The sequence below is a fragment of the Myxococcus stipitatus DSM 14675 genome, from assembly GCF_000331735.1.
Classification (GTDB): domain Bacteria; phylum Myxococcota; class Myxococcia; order Myxococcales; family Myxococcaceae; genus Myxococcus; species Myxococcus stipitatus.
This window is the reverse complement of sequence record NC_020126.1, coordinates 4,656,597-4,675,567: the sequence shown is the minus strand read 5'-3', so window position 1 is coordinate 4,675,567 and position 18,971 is coordinate 4,656,597. Positions and strand designations below refer to the sequence as shown.

Below are 18,971 nucleotides of genomic sequence, written 5' to 3'. Positions count from 1 at the left end.
CCCCCTTTCAGTACCGAGGCTCCACGGCCCGTTCCTGTGCGGGCAGCGGATCCAACTTCCAGCCTTCCTTGCTCAGCGGCACGGCCTTGTCCGAGCCCGAGCGGTTGTGCTTCACCAGCGTCCCGAGCGCCTGTCCCATCGACTGGGGATTGAGCTCCATCCAGGTGTCCAGCCCCGACACCACGGGGGCCACCGTGCCGAAGCAGCGCTGATTGCAGGTGGCCGTCAGCAACTCCCGGGCAATCTTCACCTTGAGGGAGTCGACCTCCGAGCGGACCTCTCCGCTCTTGGAGATGACGGGGTTCGCCCACAACACCCCCAGCGCCACCTCCGGCGAGGTCACCTTGCCCAGGCCGCCCAGGTCGACGGGCCCCCGCGACATGCACTCCCCCAGCGCCGCCACGTTGGAGCCGAAGAAGGCATGGTCTCGCGTCACCTTGGGAGGCCTCACCGCCGGCGGAGGCGGCGGGAAGGCACACGTCGCCCCGTCCGCGAACTGCGTGACGGGCCCGTTGGACACGACCGTGAACGCGCCCGTCACCAGGTTCACCGCGTAGAAGGTATTGGCGAGGCTGTTGTTGGCGTTGGTCGTGCCATAGAAGAACAACTGACCCGCGGCCGAGAAGACGGCGGAGACCATCGTATTGCCCACGGAGCGTGAGCCATTGATGACGGTGGGGAGGAGGAAGTCCACGAACGTCCCCAACACCGGGTCGATGACCGTCACGCGCTGCGTGGCGCCGTTGAATCCATACAGCAGGCCGCTCAAGGGGTTCACCGCGAAGTCGGCCACGGCGAAGGTCAGCGTGGTGCCCACGATGACATCCGACAGGACCGCTCCGGTGGTGGTGTTGATACGGACCAGGTGATTGCTCTGGGACTCGTAGCCCAGATAGGTGCCATCTCCCAGGATGGCTCCCGCGGCCCAGACGGCGCTGTTCGCCGCGCCACTCACCACGGGCGCGATGACCTGCGCCGAACCATTGGCGTCGACACGGATGAAGTTGGGCTGACTCACCCCGTCCGCCGCAATGGCATACAAGAAGCCGTCGATGTGGTTGAAGGCCAGGGCGTTGTAAGGCATCCCCGCATCCCCCAGGGGCGAGAGGGTCCCCGCCACCGGGTCGAAGGTGAAGAGCCGGGACGGCGCTGAAGGCAGCCCTCCGCCCGTGGACGACGCCGTCGAGATATAGACGGTGTCATCACATTCCCGGATGCGCTCCTGCACGCAGAGCACGTTGACGCCGTCCTGCGCGGCGCCATTGTCCCAGGTGATGCCGAAGACATTCGTGAAGGACACCTCTTCGCTGGGGCTCGAGGGGTTGGTGTCCAGCTCACCCAATGCGATACACGCCTCGTAGGTCGGAATCGTGAACTCGCATTGATAGGTGACATGGCCTCCCACGGGGACCGTCAGCGGAGGCGCGGGAGACAGGGTGCACGCCGTCAACAACGGGTCCATCGCGGTGAGGAGGATGGAGTCCAGCGTCGGATGGATGTTCGTGGCGGTGAACGTGAAGCTCAACGTGGCGGGATAGCTGACGACCCGGGCCTGCTTCACGCCATTCACGAGCTTCTCCGCTCGGAAGTCGTGTGCGAGAACAGCCGGGCTCCACAACACGGCACCCAGCAGGAGCCCTAACCATCTATGATTCATCTTTGTGTCTCCCTGTCCCTTGGGGGGTTTCACAAGAAGGGACTCGGGTGGCCTTGCACGGAAGGTGCCTGCCTTTGCGTGGCGCACGAGCCTGGAACCTGAATCCCTACCATTGCCCGACGGTCCCCCGCGCCTGATGCCCAGGACACACGGGCCGCCCGTCATTCTCGAAACCCAGGGCTTCGAGAAGCCACGTCTGACGACCGAAGAATCGATGTCTCATCCTCGGAGACATCAAACAACGCACGCCCGCATGGGCATGAATCAGCCTACATGGAAAGTTTTGACAAAGGCTTCCTGCAACAATTCCAGTCCAACGATGCAAGCCGGATTCCCCGGCCCCCTCCCGCGGCGGTTGGCCACACGTCGACACCCCACACCGCGCCCGGTGATGGGCGGCCAACATCGGTGCGTGGATTGTGTCCGCCGTCGACGCTTGGCCCTCGGGTCGGGTTCACGAGGAGGCCCCTGGGGCGTCACTTCCACGGACGCATGGGGAGGGACACACGAATGGCCATGAGGCACTGCTGGACGCTTTCCGTCATCGCCGCCTTGGGAGTCTCGGGGACCGCACTGGCGCGGGAGTCGGGGACGCGCGAGTCGGGCGAGGTGGCGCTGGACGTCCGCGCCGAACACGGGATGTCTGGCCCGCAGGTCGCGGCGAGCGTCAACCTGGGGCTGGGCGCGGGGTATGTCTACAAACACGGCACCTCGCGCACAGGAGAGGATGAGAACCTCAAGGTCACCGACGGCGCCCATGCCTCGCTCCCCTTCCTCCTGGAGCTGGGCTATCGCATCAACTCCCGCGTCTATGTGGGCGTCTGGGGGAGCTGGGAGCTGGTCTTCTCCCGCACGAATCACATCTCGTGCCCGGAGAGCTTCGACTGCAGCAACTCCCAATGGCGCTTCGGCCCGGAGCTCCGCGTCCATGTGGCGCCCGAGTCCCGCTTCGACCCGTGGGTGGGCCTCTCCATGGGCATGGAGATTCTCAAGAGCCACGTGAAGGGCACGACGCAGGTGCCCCTCCCCGTCGTGGGCCCGGTGCCCGCGCACATCGACACGAAGGTGACGGACCGAGGCATCACCTACGCACGGCTCACCTTCGGCGCGGACTTCCCCGTCACTGACTTCCTCGCGGTGGGCCCCATCGGCACCGCGTCCATCGGCAGCTACACCGTCCGCAGCGGAGACCAGACCGTCACCGTCTCCGGCTTCCCATCGCAAACCTCTCCCGTGGGCGCCGTGAAGGATGGCGTCCATGCGCTCTTCACCTTGGGACTCCGAGGCGTCTTCCGCTCGTTCTGACAAGCCCACCACCCAGGCACCAACCGGTGGCAGTTGCACCCGGGTCACTGTCGCCCCTCCCCGAAAGTGCTGTAGCGCGTCGAGAAAGGTTCAATCTCTCCACCCCAAAGGCCCTCTCCAAACCATTCCTACATGTCAGGGGAGGCAGCCCTATTTACAGCCATGCGTGCGGCGGTTGAGCATGGAGGTCCTCATGGCTGCCCACCACCCTTCCCCGACACGCATCGACAGCCTTGCCTCGCGAGTCACTTTCGTGAGGCGTCACGCGACTTCGCACCGAGCGACACGCCTGGCTCTGCTGGGTTGCGTCTTGCTCGCGGCGCTCGCGCATGCCCCCGTGGCCAACGCCACGGAGCAACTTCCCGTTCCCGTCGTGGAAGGGTGGAAGTACCGCTGGGGTGACTCGCCGCCGGGCACGGATGGCATCCCCCTGTGGGCGCAGGCCACCAGTGTCACCGATGAGTGGCACACGATGGAGGCGCTCAAGCCACCTCCGGGACGGGGCGCGAACTCGTTCTTGTGGGTGAGCATCCCGCTGCCGCGCGGCCCCTGGGCCGAGCCCGCGTTGATCCTGGGCGAGGTCAACACCGCCGTGGAGGTGTACGCCAACGGCCAGCGTGTCTACGTGAGCGGCCGCCTGAACACGTCCGGGCCCGAGCTGTCGGAGAACATGGTCTGGCATCTGATTCCCGTGCCGGCCACCGCGCTGGGCGGCAACCTCCTGCTGCGCATCCAGTCGAGCAATCCGAACATCGGCATCACGCAGTACGCGCAGCTCGGCTCGCGCCATCAGCTGCTCGCCACGGTGACGCGCGAGGGCCAGGCGTCGTTCGTGATGGGCATCCTCCTGCTCGCGGTGGGCCTCGCCACGGGCGGAGCCTTCATCCTGCACTGGCGGCGGCGGATGCTCGCGGGTCTGGCCATCTTCGCGGGCAGCGCGGGCAGCCTGCTCCTGGGCTTGAGCGGCCTGCCCTACGCGCTCTGGGACACGCCGCTCACCGCCACGCGCTTCACGGTGATTGGCATCTTCATGGTGCTCTCGGGCCTCATGGAGTTCATCTCGGACGCGCTGCTCGAGAACCGCAACCGCTGGTTCCGCATCGGCGCGCTGGCCTACACGACGCTCTGCTCGCTCTTCGCGCTCAGCGCCGTGGTGGACCTGGCCACCGCCCAGCGCATCATGGCGGCCTTCCTGCCCTCGTCGTTCTGCGTGCTGCTCGTCGTCCTCGTCGTGTCGGTGAAGGAGGCGTGGCGCGGCAACCCGGACGCGCGCATCTTCGTCGCGGGCCTGGGCGGCATGACGCTCTTCCTCGCGATGACGATTCTGCCCGTCGTCGGCGTGTTGCCGCAGCTGTTCGGCAACGTGTCCCACTGGGGCTACCTGGCGCTCACGCTGTCGCTGCTGGGCATCGTCGCGCGGCGCTCCATGCAGGTGGTGCGCTCACTGGAGGCGCACACGCGCCAGCTCGAGGAGCGACAGGCCGAGGTGCGCAACCTGGCCGAGCGCATGGGCACCGGCGCCGGCGAGCTGGCCACGGTGGTGCAGCAGCTTCGCTCCACCAGCGACCAGCAGACGGAGGGCGTGAGCCGTCAGGCCGCGGCGCTGCAGGAGGCCGAGCAGACGGTGAAGGAGATTCGCCGCTCGTCGCAGCTCACGGCGGAGAAGGCCAGCTCGCTCGCCGCGTCCGCCGAGGGCGCCGAGCAGGTGGGGCGCGAAGGCAGCGCCGCGCTGGAGCGCACGCTGGCGGACCTGGCCGCCATCCGCGCCGAGGTGTCGGAGATGGCACGGAGGATCCTCGCGCTCGACGAGCGCACCAAGGAGGTCTCCGGCATCGTCGACTCGGTGAAGGACCTGGCCGACCAGTCCAACATGCTGGCCATCAACGCGGCCATCGAGGCGGCGCGCAGCGGTGAGAGCGGCCGGGGCTTCGGCGTCGTCGCCCGCGAGATGCGCGGTCTGGCGGACCAGTCCATCCGCGCCACCCACCGCATCCGCGAGGTGCTCAACGGCGTGGGCGCCAGCATGCGCGAGGCGGCCCAGTTCAGCGAGAAGGGCGACGAGCGGGTCCGGCAGAGCCTGGACGCGGTCCGCACGTCCAGCGCCCAGTTCCAGGAGCTCGCCATCCTGATTGGCGACTCCAGCGCGAGCATGCGGCAGATCACCGCGGCGGTCAGCGCGCAGGACGCGGGCACCCAGCAGATGGCCATGGCCATCCAGGAGCTGTCCGGGCAGATGCAGCGCACGCTCAAGACGGTGCAGGAGACGCAGGAAGCCACCCGCTCCGTCCAATCCCTGGCGGAGAGCATGTCCGGGCTCGCCAGCCAGTCCCTGCGCACCGAGAAGGCCGCTCCCGCCGCCCATCCGCGCTAGCCCCTCCTCCCCACCTCACGAGGCCCCATGCGAACAAGGTCAGCCGCTCCCGTCCTGATGCTGGTGCTTGCTTCCGTCCTGGCCGCGTGTGGTGGGGCCCATGCGGCCGCGTCGGACCCGAGCAAGCCTCCTCCGCCCAAGACCACGGTGGCGGTGGACAGCCGCAAGACGGTCGATGTGAACCTCTACGTGCTCAGTGGCGTGCGCCGGGTGCGGCTGGGGCTGGTGCCCGGGATGTCGACGCGCAGCTTCGTGATTCCCGCGGACCTGGTGGGGACGTCGGAGCGGCTGCGCTTCGCGGTCGAGATCATCGGCACGCTGGGGCACAAGACCATCGGCAGCGAGCGGCGCTTCGAGAGCGAGCAGGACCTTCCGGCCCGCCCGGGAGATGAGCTCAACCTGACGCTCTACTGAGCACTCACCGGCGGCGCGGTTTCGCCGGGCGTCGCGGACGGATGCGGCTACAGTCCGCCGCATGACCGACCCGAATCACGGCGTGCTCCTCGATGTAGCGGAGGGGGTCGCCACCCTCACGTTGAACGATGCGCCTCGGCGCAATGCGATGACGCCCGAGCTGGGGGACGCGCTGCGCACGCGCGTGAGCGAGCTGCGCGGGCGCGAGGACGTCCGCGCCGTGGTCCTCGCCGGAGCCGGCGGCACCTTCTCCGCGGGCGGGGACCTGCAGATGCTGGAGCGGCTGCGCAAGGCCTCCTTCGAGGAAGCGCGCGTCTTCATGCTCGACTTCTATGCGCGCTACCTCAGCGTCCTCGACCTGGAGGTGCCGACGGTGGCCGCGGTGGAGGGCGCCGCCATTGGCGCGGGGCTGTGCGTCGCGCTCGCGTGCGACGTGTGCATCGTCTCCGAGGACGCGAAGCTCGCCCTCAACTTCGTGCAGCTGGGACTGCATCCGGGCATGGGGGCCACCTGGCTCGTGCCGATGCGGGTGGGGCCCCAGCGCGCCTCGGAGCTGCTGCTCACCGGGCGCCGCTTCGACGGGCGCGAGGCCGCGCGGCTCGGGCTCGCGCTGGAGGCCACTCCGGCCACGGAGACGCGCGCTCGGGCCCAGGCGCTCGCGCGGAGCATCGCCGCGAACGCGCCCCTGGCCACCCGAGGCGTCAAGCAGCGCCTCGGATTGGACCGCGCCGCGCTCCAGCGCGCCCTGGAGGAGGAGGCCCGGCTCCAGGCGGAGAGCTATGGCAGCGCGGACCTGGGCGAGGGGCTCGCGGCGGCGGCGGCGCGACGTCCTCCCGCTTTCCACGGTCGCTAGGTCTTCGCACGGGTTTGTCAGCCTGGAAGCGATGGGGCCGTCATTGCGCCCCAATCCAAACTTCCAGACTGACCAGCACATGACCAAGCTCAACCAGATTGTCGCCGTCGAGAAGGGCGTCAAGAGTCGCTCCCTGCAGGAGCTGACCCAGGCGCACCACGACCTCCAGAAGCCCCAACTGCTCAACGGTATCTCCCGCACCTATCAGCCCCGTGACGAGGAAGGTGAACGCTTCCCTCCTGAGTCCACGCGCGTGCAGGTGCGCACCGATGACGTGCTGAAGAAGACGAAGGAGATCCTCACCCGTCTCTTCGACGTCACCGCCACCAAGGACCTCACCAACTGCCACGCGAAGGCGGACGTTCGCGTCGACGGCAAGGTGCTCCTCAAGGGCGCTCCCGCCACCTACCTGCTCTTCCTCGAGAAGCAGCTGGTGGACCTGCACACCTTCGTGAAGAAGCTGCCCACCCTGGACCCGTCGGAGACCTGGACTCCGGACCCGGCGCAGGGCCTGTGGGCCACCGAGCCGGTGCAGACGGCGAAGACGAAGAAGGTCCCTCGCAACCACGTGAAGGCCGAGGCGACGGAGAAGCACCCCGCGCAAGTGGAGGTGTATTACGAGGACATCGTCGTCGGTTACTGGAAGACGGTGAAGTACTCGGGCGCCCTGCCCGCCCTTCGAGTCCACGAGTTGCTCGAGCGCGTGGAGAAGCTCCAGCAAGCCGTCAAGTTCGCGCGTGAGGAAGCCAACGCGGTGGAGGTCCAGGAGCTGAAGTCGGGTGACGCCATCCTCGGCTACCTCCTGAGCTGAGCCTCGGGCTCGGCGCACACAGTTTTCGGAGTACAAACTCAAACTCAGCAGCAGCCTGACGCCGAGCGTTCTCGCGTCGCCTCCAGTGCAGGTTCGAACCCTGCCCCCGCCATCGCCACCTTTTGTGGCGGGGTAGCCCAATTGGTAGAGGCAAGCGCGACGAAGCGAGTGACGCGAAGCACCCCAGCTTCAAGCTCTCACTCCAGACTCAGCATTCGCCGTCGCAGGTCCGATCTACCGTCTTCGCCCATTCCCTCGAGATGCTGGTGCAATTCCGGCCCGCCGCTTCTTCTGCTTGTGCGGCGGTCGTTCAATCGCAGGACGCGAGGCCTCATCCTGAGGCGAAGACTTAAACGTGCGGACCTCATCCATGGCGGCACAACCGGGCCCGGTCAGGAGGATACCTTGACCGGGCCCACCTATTAGAAATCTCCAGTGGTGACGGAGTGTCGTGGGTGGGGTTGCCGGAAGCAGCGCGGAGGACTTCAATGCGAAGTCGCGATGCTGTTCGGAAGCAAGACGCCCCCCTCCCGCTCAGAGCTCATCACCGAGGCGGACCTGGCGCGCTCGAAGGGCCGTTTGAACAAGGCCATCTCCGGCTACCGCAAGGCCCTGGAGCTGGAGCCCAAGGACGCCATCGTCCTGGGCAAGCTCGCGCCGCTGCTCGCTCGGACCCGCCAAGCCCAGGCCGCGCTCGAGAGCTTCCGCGCGGCGGCCCAGGCCCATCTCGACAAGGGCTTCGCGGACAAGGCGCAGGCCGTCTACGCCCAGGCCACGGAGCTGTTCCCACTCGAGCTGGAGCTGTGGCGACAGGTGGCCCAGCTGCATGTGCAGAAGGGACATCGAGCAGAGGCCGTGAAGACGTTGCTGCGCGGCCGGCTCCACTTCCGAAGAAGCAGCGAGCGCCCCGGCGCCATCCTCCTCTTGCGCGAGACACTCGCGTTGGATGCGACGCTGTTCGAGGTGAAGCTGGACCTGGTGCTCCAGCTCGCGCGGCAGCGGGAGCGGGAGGAGGCGCTGGCGATGTTGGAGCCCCTTGCCGCTGAAGCGCGCGGGCCCCGGCAGGTGCGCAAGCTGCGATGGACCCAGGCGCAGGTGACACCCGGACTGGGCACCTTCCTGGCGTGGCTGCGTGCGTGGGTCTTGGGACGCTGACTCACACGCCGCGAGGTGTGTGAGGCCTGACACTCCGCCAGGCCAGCTTCGGCAGTTGGCTTCGCATCCACACGGGGTCCAGCGGAGCGCCTCCGAGGAAACGGCGGCAGGCTTCGTGGCTCGGGCCCAGCAGCACCACGTCCAGGAGCAAGGGAGGCCAGGGCGGCAGTGAGCCCTCCGAGACGAAGCGTGCGACGTGCTGGACGATGGGCGCGAGCAGCTCCGCCTTGCGGGCCAGGAGCACCTCCGCCGCGTCCGTGCCCAGCTCCACGGCCATCGCCTGGTACATGAAGCGGCCCTCGTCCCGGTGGGAGAGGATCCACTCCAGGTGGCCATCCACCAGGGCCACGACGGCCGCTTCGGCGGTGGCGGTGGGCACGACCCGGGAGACCAGGTGGGTGAAGAGCCGCTCGAAGGTGCGGAGCAGCAGCGCGAGCGTGAGGTCCGGGAGTCCATCGAACAGGTGGTAGACGCTCGAAGGGCTCGCGCCAGCGGCCTTGCGAATCTCCTCGATGCCGGTGCCGAGGAGCCCCCGCTCCGCGAAGCACCGCAGCGCCGCATCCAGCAGCGCGTCGCGTCGCTTCACTCCATCCCGTCGTGCTGGCCCCATGCCCCTACCCTATGCGCTGCCCCTCCAGGGGTCATCGGTCTCGTGCTTCGCATCGGAGGCCCCGCACCCAAGGGAGACTGGCAACATGTCAGAGAGATGCAACCCGTGACGAAGAGAGCGTGATGGCCACTCACAATGTCTTTCTCGACCCTGCAGGCACCTCCCCTTTCGGTCTCGCCGTCATCGTGCTGGCCCCCACGGGCGTCACCTACGAGCACCAGTGCGAAGGCCTCATGACCTCGACTCGCGCGGCGGAGGGATTCCTAGTGCCTGTTCCCTCCAACGACTACGACCCCGAGGCGAACGAAGCATTTGACGTCGAGGGAGCGCTGCTGGGCTTCTTCCACAAGGAGTTCCGCGGAAACCCTCCACCGCTCGAGGAGTGGAGGCAGGGTCAGGTGGAGAGCCTCGCCCAGGTCGTCAGCCGCGTCCCCTTCTGGTCGACGCCGACGGGCTCCGCACCCTCGGAACTTCTTCATCTGTCCCTGGACCTGGACCGCATCGCGGAGGCCACGGAAGCCTGGGTGCCCGTCACGACGCCCTATGGCCCCGGCATCCTCGTGTTCCAGAACTGCGACTGAGTGACGACGCCCTGCGCGAACCCGGCCCTTCCCTGGCGGCGTGTCTTGGATATAAATTGGAACAATCTTCCAATTTCAGAACGAGGCTGGCAGGCTTTCCCGCATGACCACCGACCTCATCCTGACGGGGGCATCACGAGGGATTGGCTTTGCGCTGGCGCGAGCACTCGCGAAGTCGCGTGAGTACCGGCTCATCCTCGTCGCCCGCGACCGCGCGCGATTGGAGTCACTGGCCGCCTTCATCCAAGAAGAAGGTGGGCAGGCGGTCGTCATCCCCGGCGACCTGTCGACGCTCGCGGGAGCCCGCGCGTTGGGCCAGCAGCTCGTGGAGCAGGTGTCTCCCGGAGCCACGCTGGTGCACAACGCGGGCATCTGGCCCACCCATCGCGAGCTGACGGTGGACGGACTGGAGTCAGGCTTCGCGGTGAACCACGCCGCGCCGCTCGTCATGCAACAAGCCCTGCTCGAGGCGAAGCGACTGCGGCGCGTCCTGCTGGTGAGCGCGGGCCTGTTGGTGAAGGGCCGGTTCGATGCCGCACGCACCCCGACCGGCGAGGACTTCTCCAGCCTCCGCACGTACTGCGACACCAAGCTCGGCTTCGCCCTCGCGATGCGTGACGTGGCCACCGAGCATCCAGCGGTGGATGTCCTGGTGCTCCACCCGGGTGTCGTCCGTACGGACCTGGGAGCCCGCACAGGCCCCATCGGGTGGCTGCTCTCGCTCGTGAAGCGAGGCTGGGAAGCCCCCGAGGTCTGCGCCCAGCGCCTCTCGCGCATCCTCGCCCAGGAGCGCTGGTCGCCTCCAGGACAGGCGCGCTGGTGGGTCGAGGAGACGGAGCAGCCCTGGCCTCCCGCGACGGAGGATGCCGCCACACAGCGCGCCGTGCGCGAGGTCCACGCACGGCTCCGCGCCATGGGCTCAGGCCCGTCGTGATAGGGACGGAGCATCGTGCTCCTGAACCCCCACCCCTTCACGCTCCGACAGCTCCAGTACGCAGTCGCCGTCGCGGACACGCTGAGCTTCCGCGAAGCCGCGACGCGGTGCCACGTCTCGCAGCCCTCCCTCAGTGCCCAGCTCGCACAGCTCGAGGAAGCGCTCGGAGTCCGGCTGTTCGAGCGCGACCGCAAGCGGGTGCTGCCCACCGCCGCCGGTCAACGACTGGTGGAGAGAGCCCGGCGCCTCTTGCTGGAGGCCGATGACCTCCAGGACGAGGCTCGGCGCGTCGGCAACCCCCTCGATGGAACGCTGCGCATCGGCATCATCCCCACCGTCTCGCCGTACCTCCTCCCCGCGCTCACGCCCCTCCTTCGCAAGCAGTATCCCCGCCTGACCCTGGCCTGGGTCGAGGACAAGACCGAGGCACTGACACGAAGCCTGGAGGCAGGAACTCTCGACGCGGCCCTGCTGGCACTCGAGGCCGATGTCGGCGACGTGGAGCGGGACCACATCGCCAAGGATGCGTTCTTCGTCGTCGCACCCAAGGGACACCCGCTCGCAGCCAGGAGCACTCCCGTCTCGCTGTCGGAACTGCGCGACGCCAAGGTCCTCCTGCTCGACGAGGGCCACTGCCTTCGAGAGCAGGCCCTCGCCTTCTGTACGCGGGCTCGGGCCCACGAGCAGGAGTTCCGCGCGACGAGCCTCTCGACGCTCGCGCAGATGGTCGCGGGCGGAGCCGGTGTCACCCTGCTCCCAGCCTTGGCCATCCCCACCGAGAGCCGTCGCGCGGAGCTCGTCGTGCGCCCCATCGCGCCTCCGGTTCCGCACCGAACCCTCGCGCTCGTGTGGCGACGCAGCACCCCGCTCGCCGCGGCCCTGCGACAGCTCGCCTCCACCCTCCGGGAGGGCTACCCCTCCGAGCCCCGTCCCCGAGGCGCGGACACGTCGCGTGCGAGCACGACTCGCCGCTAGAAGCTCCCCGCCATCCACACACCGCCCAGCAGGATGGAGAGCGACGAGGCCCCTCGCGTCACGTGGGCGGCGACCTTCGTGGAGAGCCGGCGCGCTCGAGAGACGGCGGCGATGCCCGCGGTGAGCGCGGACATGGCCAGCGTGCTCCCCACCGAGAACCCGCCGAGGAAGAGCGCCTGCTCCAGCGCCGTGCCGGACACCGTGACGGGCAGCAGCAACAGCAGCGCGGAAGCGCCCGTCAAGCCATGCACCAGCCCCACGGCGGCGACACCTCGCGGGGGCTGAGCCTCGCCCGCCACCGCCTGGCGACGCGTCAATCCCCACACGCCCATCCCCAACAGCGCGAGCCCCGCGACACGCTCCGCCCAACGGTCGACGAACTCCAGATGAACGGCCGACAGGAGCACCAGGAGCGCCCCCGCCGCGAGCAGCGTGCCCAGCCCGTGCCCCAGTCCCCACATCAGCCCCACCCACCATGCCCCCTGCCGACGTCCCACGGACAGCGGCGCGAGGCTCAGCAGATGGTCCGGTCCCGCCAGCGCGTGCAGCGCACCTGAACCAACACCCGCGAGAGCAATCAGTGGCATGGGCATGACTCCTTTCACCTGCGAGTCAAAAGATGCCCAGTCCTCGCTCATCGTTCCAAGACAACGTTTCGATGAGACTGATAGCCCAGGACTATCAGTCTCCCGGCCCGCCCTACCCGCCCATGACGGGGCGAGGGTTCAGCGCGGCCTCGGTGACTTCACGCCACCAGGGCGTGGAAAGCTCCCAGCGCGTCGGCTCGACCGCCGCGCCCAGGCGAGGCGTGAAGAGCTGCACCTGCTGCTCGGTGGCCATGCGAAGGAGCGTCTCCGCGGGCTCGTCCCACGGATGCAGCCCCAGGTTGAACGTGGCCCAGTGGACCGGCATCAGCGTCCCGCCGCCCAGCATCGCGTGGGCCTTGAGCGCGTTCTCCGGGCCCAGATGGATGCCGCCCCAGCTCGGGTGGAACGCGCCGACCTCCAGCATCACCAGGTCGAAGCGGCCGTGACGTCGGGCCACCTCCACCAGCTCCTCCGTCAGACCCGTGTCCCCGCTGAAGAACACGCGGTGCTTCTCGCCCTCCATCACCCACGACGCCCACAGTGTCCGATTGCGGTCCCCCAGCCCTCGGCCGGAGAAGTGCTGTGACGGCGTGGCCGTGAACACCACCGGCCCCACCTGCGTCCGCTCCCACCAGTCCAGCTCGGTGATGAGCTCCGGCGCGACGCCGTACGCCTCCAGATGCGCGCCCACGCCCAGCGCCGTGACGAACCGGACCCGCCGCTTCACCAGCGCCTCGATCGTCGGCCGGCACAGGTGGTCGTAGTGGTCGTGCGACACCAGCACCGCATCCAGCTCCGGGAGCGACTCCAGCGACGCGGGCACGGCGTGGAACCGCCGAGGCCCCGCGAAGGACAGCGGAGACGCGCGCTCGCCGAACACGGGGTCGGTCAGGATGCGCGCGCCGTCGAGCTCCAGGAGCATCGTGCTGTGGCCCAGCCACGTCACCCGGAACCCGCTCTCCGGCCGACGGGTCCAGGTCTCGAGCGGGCTCTCCAACGGCACGGGCCCCGGCGGCACCCGCTTCGAGGCGCCTAGGAAGAACTCCCCCAGCACCGGCAGCGGGTTGCCCTGGATGCCGGGCCCCACGGGGGCGGTGTTGCGGAAGCGGCCGTCCTCGAACTGGCGGGAGGCACGCACCCGCTCGAGTCGCACCCCAGAGAACTGACAACCATGGCGGGAAGGAGACATGCCCACATCTTTAACGACCCGGGCACATCCAGGCCACCCCGCCAGGAGAGCAAGGCCGCACGTTGCCAGACGCTCGACGGCCCGGGGTCCGGAAGCCGCCAACGTGCGGTCATGAACACCCGCTCAAGGCGCCCGGGCGCCCTCTCGTGCTTCTGCCTGCGCCACCCGGGAGTGCTTCCGGCCGTAGAAGAAGTAGATGGCCAGCCCCAGCCCCAGCCAGATGATGAGGCGCAGCCACGTCTCCAGGCCCAGGCCCAGCATCAAGGCGCCACAGCAGAGGATGCCCAGGATGGGAACCACCGGCACGAAGGGCGTGCGGAAGGGCCTGGGCAGGTCCGGCCGCGTGTAGCGCAGCACCAGGATGCCGGCGCAGACGACCACGAACGCGAACAGCGTCCCGATGGACACCAGGTGCCCCAGCAATCCAATGGGGAACAGACCCGCCACCACCATGGACACGCCCCCCGTGATGAGGGTGGAGATGTAGGGCGTCCGGTAGCGCGGGTGGATGCGGCCGAAGAACGGCGGCAACAGCCCGTCCCGCGACATGGCGAAGAAGATGCGCGGCTGCCCCATCAGCATCACGAGCACCACCGACGCCAGGCCCGCGATGGCCCCCAGCCCCACGATGGGACGCAGCCACGCGAGTGCCGGGCCGCCCTTGGAGATGGCCACGTAGACGGGCTCGGGGACATCGAGCGTGGAGTACGGCGCCAGGCCCGTCATCACGCCCGCCATCAACACGTAGAGCACCGTGCACACGATGAGCGAGCCGAGGATGCCCGTCGGCAGGTCCTTCGACGGATTCTTCGTCTCCTGCGCCGCGGTGGAGACGGCGTCGAAGCCGATGTACGCGAAGAAGATGACCCCCGCCCCGGAGAGGATGCCGCTCCAGCCGAACTCGCCATAGCGGCCCGTGTTGGGCGGGATGAAGGGCGTCCAGTTCGCCTGGTCGATGTGGAACGCCCCGAAGAGGATGACCAGCAGGACGATGCCAATCTTCAGGAACACGATGATGTTGTTGACGCGCGCCGACTCCCGCATGCCCACGACCAGCAGCACCGTGAGCACGCCCACCAGCAGCACCGCGGGCAGGTTGATGATGGCGCCGGTGGCATGCGGGATGAGCGAGCCGGGCGCCGTCTCGAACGGCGCGTTCGACAGCGCCGCCGGGAGCGCCACCCCCACGTAGTCGCGCAGGAAGGCCGTCATGTAACCGGACCACCCCACCGCCACGGCCGAGGAGGCGAAGAGGTACTCCAGCATCAAGTCCCAGCCGATGATCCACGCCACCAGCTCACCCAAGGTGGCGTAGCCGTACGTGTACGCGCTCCCGGCGACGGGAATCATCGAGGCGAACTCCGCGTAACACAGCCCCGCGAAGAGACACCCCAGCCCCGCCAGGACGAACGATAGGACGATGGCTGGACCCGCGTGCTGCGCGGCCGCCGTCCCCGTCACGACGAAGATTCCCGCGCCGATGATGGCGCCAATACCCAGCAACGTCAGCTGGAGCCCATTGAGGGTGCGGTGCATCTCATGCCCCGCGCTGTCCTCATCCTGGAGCCTCGCGAGGCTCTTCTTCGACCAGATTCCCACGCGCCCTAGTCAATGACGACTCGCGGACATTCGGAAGCACGGATGTCGTGCTCCCCGACGAAAGTGTCGCCCGGCGAGCGAACCTCGACTCCCCGCGTCGGGCGTCCGCTCAGCCGCGCCAGCCGCCGCGGCGGTCCTCGCGCAGCTCGCGCTGGTCTTCCTTGAGTTCCTGCCGGCCTTGGTGGATCTCCCGCTCCGCCAGCTCGATGAGCTCCTGGATGAGGTCCCGCTTGCGGTGCAGCGCGCCCCCGTTGCGGCGGCCGTCCAGCTCCATGAGCTCGCGCGCGATGGCCTGGCGCGTGCGAATCGAGGCCACCTCCGCCCTCACATCGCGCCGGTCATCCCGCGCGTCCCGGCGGTCGTCGCGCACCTCGCGCCGCGGATGCCGGCGGCCCCAGGACGCGTCGTCCCGCGCCTCCCACTGCTCTGCGCGAAGCTCGCGCTGGCTGCGGTGGGACTCCGCGTTCGCGGACGACAGCTCCCGGCGGCTCTCTCGCATCTCCGCTCGGAGCAGCTCGCGAAGGCGGTCCTCCACCGCGCTCATCTCCCGGACATCGCGGCGGGCCCAGGCACTGTCGAAGCGGGAGAGCACGGCCCGGAGCTCCGCCACGTCGTGGCGGTCATCCCGGAGCTCACGGCGGGTCTCTCGAATCTCGCGCCGGTCCTGCGCGCGCTCGCCCTGCGGATGCCGGTGCTGCGCCTGGGCGCTTCCCGCCAGGAGAAGTCCCGCGACCAAGGCCGAAGAGATGACGTTCATGTGGGAAAAATCCTCGTGAGCGCGAAGCGCGCTGATGTGTTCACGAGGACTGACGGCCTGGGTGCGTTTTGATTCAACGCACCACGACGCGAGGTGGGAGGGACCCGGGCTACTGGGCGGCCACGCTGCAGTCCCCCGACACCGGCGGGGCCATGCCTCCGTTCACCTTGTTCCCACTGAAGAGGTTGTCGGCGGCCAGCACCAGGTTCACCCCACCGCTGCCCCGGTTGCACACCACCACGCCCCCGGACGCGGATTGATTGTTCTCGAAGCGATTGCCGCGCAGGAGGACGCCGCGAGTCCCGATGTGCTCCACGTAGATGGCCGCCGCGGGCCCCTGCGTCACGAAGTTGCCTACGAAGCGGTTGTTCTCGATGAGGTCGTTGTCCGGCTGGAAGTAGTGCAGCGCGCCGCCACCGCCCAGGTCATACGTCCCCTGCACGTTGGGCCAGTCGAGCAAGGGCCTGCGCGCCAGCCTGTTCCAGGTGAAGCCGCTGAACGCCTCCAGGCCATTGCCCCGGAAGACGTTGTTGCGCACCACGGAGTTGCGTCCGTGCGTCACGCACATCGCACCGCCGCCCGTCATCGCGTACGAGCCGGCCTGCGCGAACCGGTCGATGTCCAACGTCCCGTTGTACTCGAAGGTGGAGTTCTCCACCCTGGAGCCCACCGTGAACATCAAGTCCAGGGCACCGCACTTGGCCGACGCGACGTTGTTGCGGAAGACCGAGTTCAGGATGGTCACCGGCCCCAGGTAGTACGCCCACAGCGCGCCGCGCGTCGAACCCCGAGGGCCGTTGTAGTCGTTCTTGCGCACCTTCTCGAAGACCATGGACTCGAAGTAGGGATGCCCGTCTCCCACGGAGCCCGCCCCGAAGAAGTTCATGCCCCACCAGCCATAGGGATTCGTGGAGGTGAAGATGACGGGCTGGCTCGCCGTGCCGCGAACCTGGATGCCGCCGTACACGCGCATCTCCACCCTCCCGCGCTGGTGATTCATCACGCTGCTGGGGGAGTGGGGGTCCACGTCGGCCTCCGTCACGTCGGGACGGCCCCTGAAGTCGAGGATGACGCCCGGCATCACCTTGAGCACGTGGCCCTTGGGAACCGTCACCACGCCGTTCGCATCCCCGCTGATGAGGTAGGGAGAGCCCGTCAGCGTCAGCGTCCCCGACAAGGTGCCCGAGATGAGCGTGCCACGCGAGCCCGTGTCCTCGGAGGGGGCCGAGGCGGCCTCCAGGTGAAGCGTTGGAGTTCCAAGTTCCTCGTCCGCGAGAGTCGTCGAAGCCGGCTCACCACCGCAGGCACACAGGCCCAGCAACGGAACGACCAGCGCGAACCGAGACACCACATCCGACAAAGCCAGAGTTTTCATATGTGCCCTGGCAAGTAATACCTTCGACGAAACTCTCACCATTGCATGAAGGTCCCATCCCAGACAGCCAGGCTCCGCGAGCGTGGTGGTACTCGAGTACAGCCAGATGGAAGCAGTTCGCGTAGACTCGAAGTCACGATGAATCGCGAAGAAGCAAGCCAGGCACTCGAGCTCATCCGCCGCGTCGTGACGCAGGCGCGTGACGATTCGGCGCTGCAGAACTGGGGCACCATCTGGATGCTCCATGCCTTCACCAACGCCACGGGCTTCGTCGCCACGCAGTGGCTCTGGTCCCAGTCACATCGCACGCCACACGCTTACGTCCTCCTCTGGGGCATCGTGCTGGCGTTCAACATCGCCTCCATCTTCGTGCTCAAGCGAGGCCAGACGGCGGGCGCGCGCTCCTTCGTCGAGCGGCAGATCTGGGCCATCTGGACCACCTTCATCGGCGGCATGGTCTGCGTGGCGCTCATCAACTGGCTGCTGGGCCTGGACCGGCTGTTCATGCCGTCGGTGGCCTGCGTGCTGTTCGCCACGGCCTTCTCGATGATGGGCGCGCTCATGGGCCGCATCTGGTTCTCGGTGGCCGCGTTCTTCGCCGCGGTGGCCCTGGTGATGCCTTTCGTGCCGGACCAGGCCTTCAACCTGCTGGGCGCGCTCTGGTTCGCGGTCCAGTTCGGCGGTGGGTTGATGCTCCATCGCGCACGGCGCAAGCGGCTCGCGGCCCAGGCGCCCGTGGCTCGGCTGGTATGACACCCGAAGCCCTCGCGGCCCTGGTGGCGCTGGCGACCGAGCCGCTCGGCCTGGAGGCGCGTGAGCTCCATGCGCGGCTCGCGCGGGCGGGTGTCACCGACCCGATGTTGGCGTTGCAAGCACTCCGAAGCGCGGGCCTCGTGCGCGAACAGCAGCGCCGCTGGGTCCCCACGCCGCCAGGCCATGAGGCCCTGCGCGAGGCCGCACGCTTGCTCGAACAAAGCCAGGACCCGAGCCCCAGCTCGCCTGGCATGGATGAGTGCCCCTCCATTCCCTGGCTGACGCAAGTGCAGACACATTGGGTGGAGGCGGTGTCCATCAACTACGCGGTGGATGCGGACCGGCTCGCGCGGCTGCTCCCCGCTCCGCTGGTGCCCGAAATCCACCGAGGCACCGCCTGGGTCCAGGTGCTGATGTCGTCGCTGCGCGACATGCGGCCCCAGGGTGTCTCGCCCTTGTTGGGGGTGTGCTTCTACCAGGCCAGCTATCGCGCGGCGGTGCGCTACCGCAACGCCCAAGGGGACTGGCGGCGCGGCGGCTACTTCGTGCGCAGCGAGACGAATGACCCGGTGATGCGCCACGTGGGCAACGCGCTGGACGAGTTCCGCTTCCACGCCTTCGGCGAGGCGAACATGGTGATGGCGCGCGAGGGAGACCTGCTCACCGTCGCCGTGGACCCGGAGGCGGCGTTTCCCGGAGGCAAGCTGGTCGCGATGTTCGACACGAAGCCGCGGACGCAGCCGCCCCTCGGCAGCGTGTGGACGGGGCTCCACGACCTGCACGAGCCGCTGGTGGAGTGCTACGACGCGCTCGGCGTCTCGGGTGACTTCGTCTACGTGCTCACCATCGACCGCGAGCCGTGGAACGCCCGCTTCTGCACGCCCGTGGAGCTGTACTGCGAATACTTCGAGGAGGGCCCGCTCGCCCCCGGTGCGCGGCTGGACTCGGTGCTGCACCTGACGGAGTGCGCCTACCGCTGGCGCCCCCTGCGCCGGGAGCGTCACGCCCCTTCCACCGGGCCCGTGGAACGGTGAGCGACCCCCAC

Annotated in this window: 18 protein-coding genes; 11 read left to right on the top strand and 7 right to left on the bottom strand. The window is 68.3% G+C overall.

What is annotated here, in order from left to right; genetic code table 11:
- Window positions 1-7 precede the first annotated feature (7 nt).
- Entirely contained in the window at window positions 8-1,657 is a 1,650-nt protein-coding gene (locus MYSTI_RS18225) for a YncE family protein (protein WP_015349248.1), read from the bottom strand.
- 516 nt (window positions 1,658-2,173) lie between these two features.
- Between MYSTI_RS18225 and MYSTI_RS18220 the strand changes: the two genes are divergently transcribed.
- The 6 genes from MYSTI_RS18220 (at window position 2,174) to MYSTI_RS18195 (ending at window position 8,566) form a co-directional block, all read left to right on the top strand.
- Window positions 2,174-2,962 carry a hypothetical protein gene (locus MYSTI_RS18220; protein WP_144370103.1) on the top strand — a complete coding sequence of 263 codons (789 nt, stop codon included), beginning with the start codon at window positions 2,174-2,176 and terminating at the stop codon, window positions 2,960-2,962.
- Between the two features lie 193 nt (window positions 2,963-3,155).
- Entirely contained in the window at window positions 3,156-5,333 is a 2,178-nt protein-coding gene (locus MYSTI_RS18215; protein WP_015349246.1) for a methyl-accepting chemotaxis protein, read from the top strand.
- 27 nt (window positions 5,334-5,360) lie between these two features.
- Window positions 5,361-5,747: a hypothetical protein gene (locus MYSTI_RS40845; protein WP_015349245.1), complete on the top strand. Its 387-nt coding sequence runs from the start codon at window positions 5,361-5,363 to the stop codon at window positions 5,745-5,747.
- Window positions 5,748-5,808: 61 nt separating this feature from the next.
- Window positions 5,809-6,600 (top strand): enoyl-CoA hydratase/isomerase family protein, encoded by a 792-nt coding sequence (locus MYSTI_RS18205; protein ID WP_015349244.1) that lies wholly within the window; start codon window positions 5,809-5,811, stop codon window positions 6,598-6,600.
- Between the two features lie 79 nt (window positions 6,601-6,679).
- Entirely contained in the window at window positions 6,680-7,411 is a 732-nt protein-coding gene (locus MYSTI_RS18200; protein WP_044280876.1) for a DUF7873 family protein, read from the top strand.
- 501 nt (window positions 7,412-7,912) lie between these two features.
- Entirely contained in the window at window positions 7,913-8,566 is a 654-nt protein-coding gene (locus MYSTI_RS18195; protein ID WP_015349242.1) for a tetratricopeptide repeat protein, read from the top strand.
- A gap of 1 nt (window position 8,567) precedes the next feature.
- Here MYSTI_RS18195 and MYSTI_RS18190 read toward each other — a convergent pair whose 3' ends face one another.
- Window positions 8,568-9,152: a TetR/AcrR family transcriptional regulator gene (locus tag MYSTI_RS18190; RefSeq protein ID WP_233278305.1), complete on the bottom strand. Its 585-nt coding sequence runs from the start codon at window positions 9,150-9,152 to the stop codon at window positions 8,568-8,570.
- Between the two features lie 146 nt (window positions 9,153-9,298).
- Between MYSTI_RS18190 and MYSTI_RS18185 the strand changes: the two genes are divergently transcribed.
- The 3 genes from MYSTI_RS18185 (at window position 9,299) to MYSTI_RS18175 (ending at window position 11,666) form a co-directional block, all read left to right on the top strand.
- A complete protein-coding gene (locus MYSTI_RS18185) occupies window positions 9,299-9,757 on the top strand; it encodes a DUF6210 family protein (protein ID WP_015349240.1) in 459 nt (152 codons plus the stop codon).
- 103 nt (window positions 9,758-9,860) lie between these two features.
- Complete coding sequence (locus MYSTI_RS18180; protein WP_015349239.1) at window positions 9,861-10,691, top strand: SDR family NAD(P)-dependent oxidoreductase; 831 nt, start codon at window positions 9,861-9,863, stop codon at window positions 10,689-10,691.
- Between the two features lie 15 nt (window positions 10,692-10,706).
- The gene (locus tag MYSTI_RS18175; protein ID WP_015349238.1) at window positions 10,707-11,666 is read left to right on the top strand and encodes a LysR substrate-binding domain-containing protein; all 960 of its coding nucleotides are present in this window, start codon (window positions 10,707-10,709) and stop codon (window positions 11,664-11,666) included.
- On the opposite strand, the gene MYSTI_RS41370 is transcribed toward MYSTI_RS18175, so the two are convergent.
- From MYSTI_RS41370 to MYSTI_RS18145, 5 genes are all read right to left on the bottom strand, one after another.
- A complete protein-coding gene (locus MYSTI_RS41370; RefSeq protein WP_015349237.1) occupies window positions 11,663-12,253 on the bottom strand; it encodes a hypothetical protein in 591 nt (196 codons plus the stop codon). The genes MYSTI_RS18175 and MYSTI_RS41370 overlap by 4 nt on opposite strands.
- 112 nt (window positions 12,254-12,365) lie before the next feature.
- Window positions 12,366-13,442 carry an MBL fold metallo-hydrolase gene (locus MYSTI_RS18160; protein ID WP_015349236.1) on the bottom strand — a complete coding sequence of 359 codons (1,077 nt, stop codon included), beginning with the start codon at window positions 13,440-13,442 and terminating at the stop codon, window positions 12,366-12,368.
- A gap of 123 nt (window positions 13,443-13,565) precedes the next feature.
- Window positions 13,566-15,041 carry an amino acid permease gene (locus MYSTI_RS18155; protein WP_015349235.1) on the bottom strand — a complete coding sequence of 492 codons (1,476 nt, stop codon included), beginning with the start codon at window positions 15,039-15,041 and terminating at the stop codon, window positions 13,566-13,568.
- Between the two features lie 109 nt (window positions 15,042-15,150).
- The gene (locus tag MYSTI_RS18150) at window positions 15,151-15,798 is read right to left on the bottom strand and encodes a hypothetical protein (protein ID WP_015349234.1); all 648 of its coding nucleotides are present in this window, start codon (window positions 15,796-15,798) and stop codon (window positions 15,151-15,153) included.
- 109 nt (window positions 15,799-15,907) lie between these two features.
- On the bottom strand, window positions 15,908-17,173 hold the full coding sequence (locus tag MYSTI_RS18145) for a right-handed parallel beta-helix repeat-containing protein (RefSeq protein WP_015349233.1): 1,266 nt from the start codon (window positions 17,171-17,173) through the stop codon (window positions 15,908-15,910).
- A 138-nt stretch (window positions 17,174-17,311) separates the two neighbouring features.
- On the opposite strand from MYSTI_RS18145, the gene MYSTI_RS18140 reads away from it, so the two are divergent.
- The gene (locus MYSTI_RS18140; RefSeq protein ID WP_015349232.1) at window positions 17,312-17,926 is read left to right on the top strand and encodes a hypothetical protein; all 615 of its coding nucleotides are present in this window, start codon (window positions 17,312-17,314) and stop codon (window positions 17,924-17,926) included.
- On the top strand, window positions 17,923-18,960 hold the full coding sequence (locus MYSTI_RS18135; RefSeq protein ID WP_015349231.1) for a DUF2071 domain-containing protein: 1,038 nt from the start codon (window positions 17,923-17,925) through the stop codon (window positions 18,958-18,960). The genes MYSTI_RS18140 and MYSTI_RS18135 overlap by 4 nt, the downstream gene beginning before the upstream one ends.
- Window positions 18,961-18,971 lie beyond the last annotated feature (11 nt).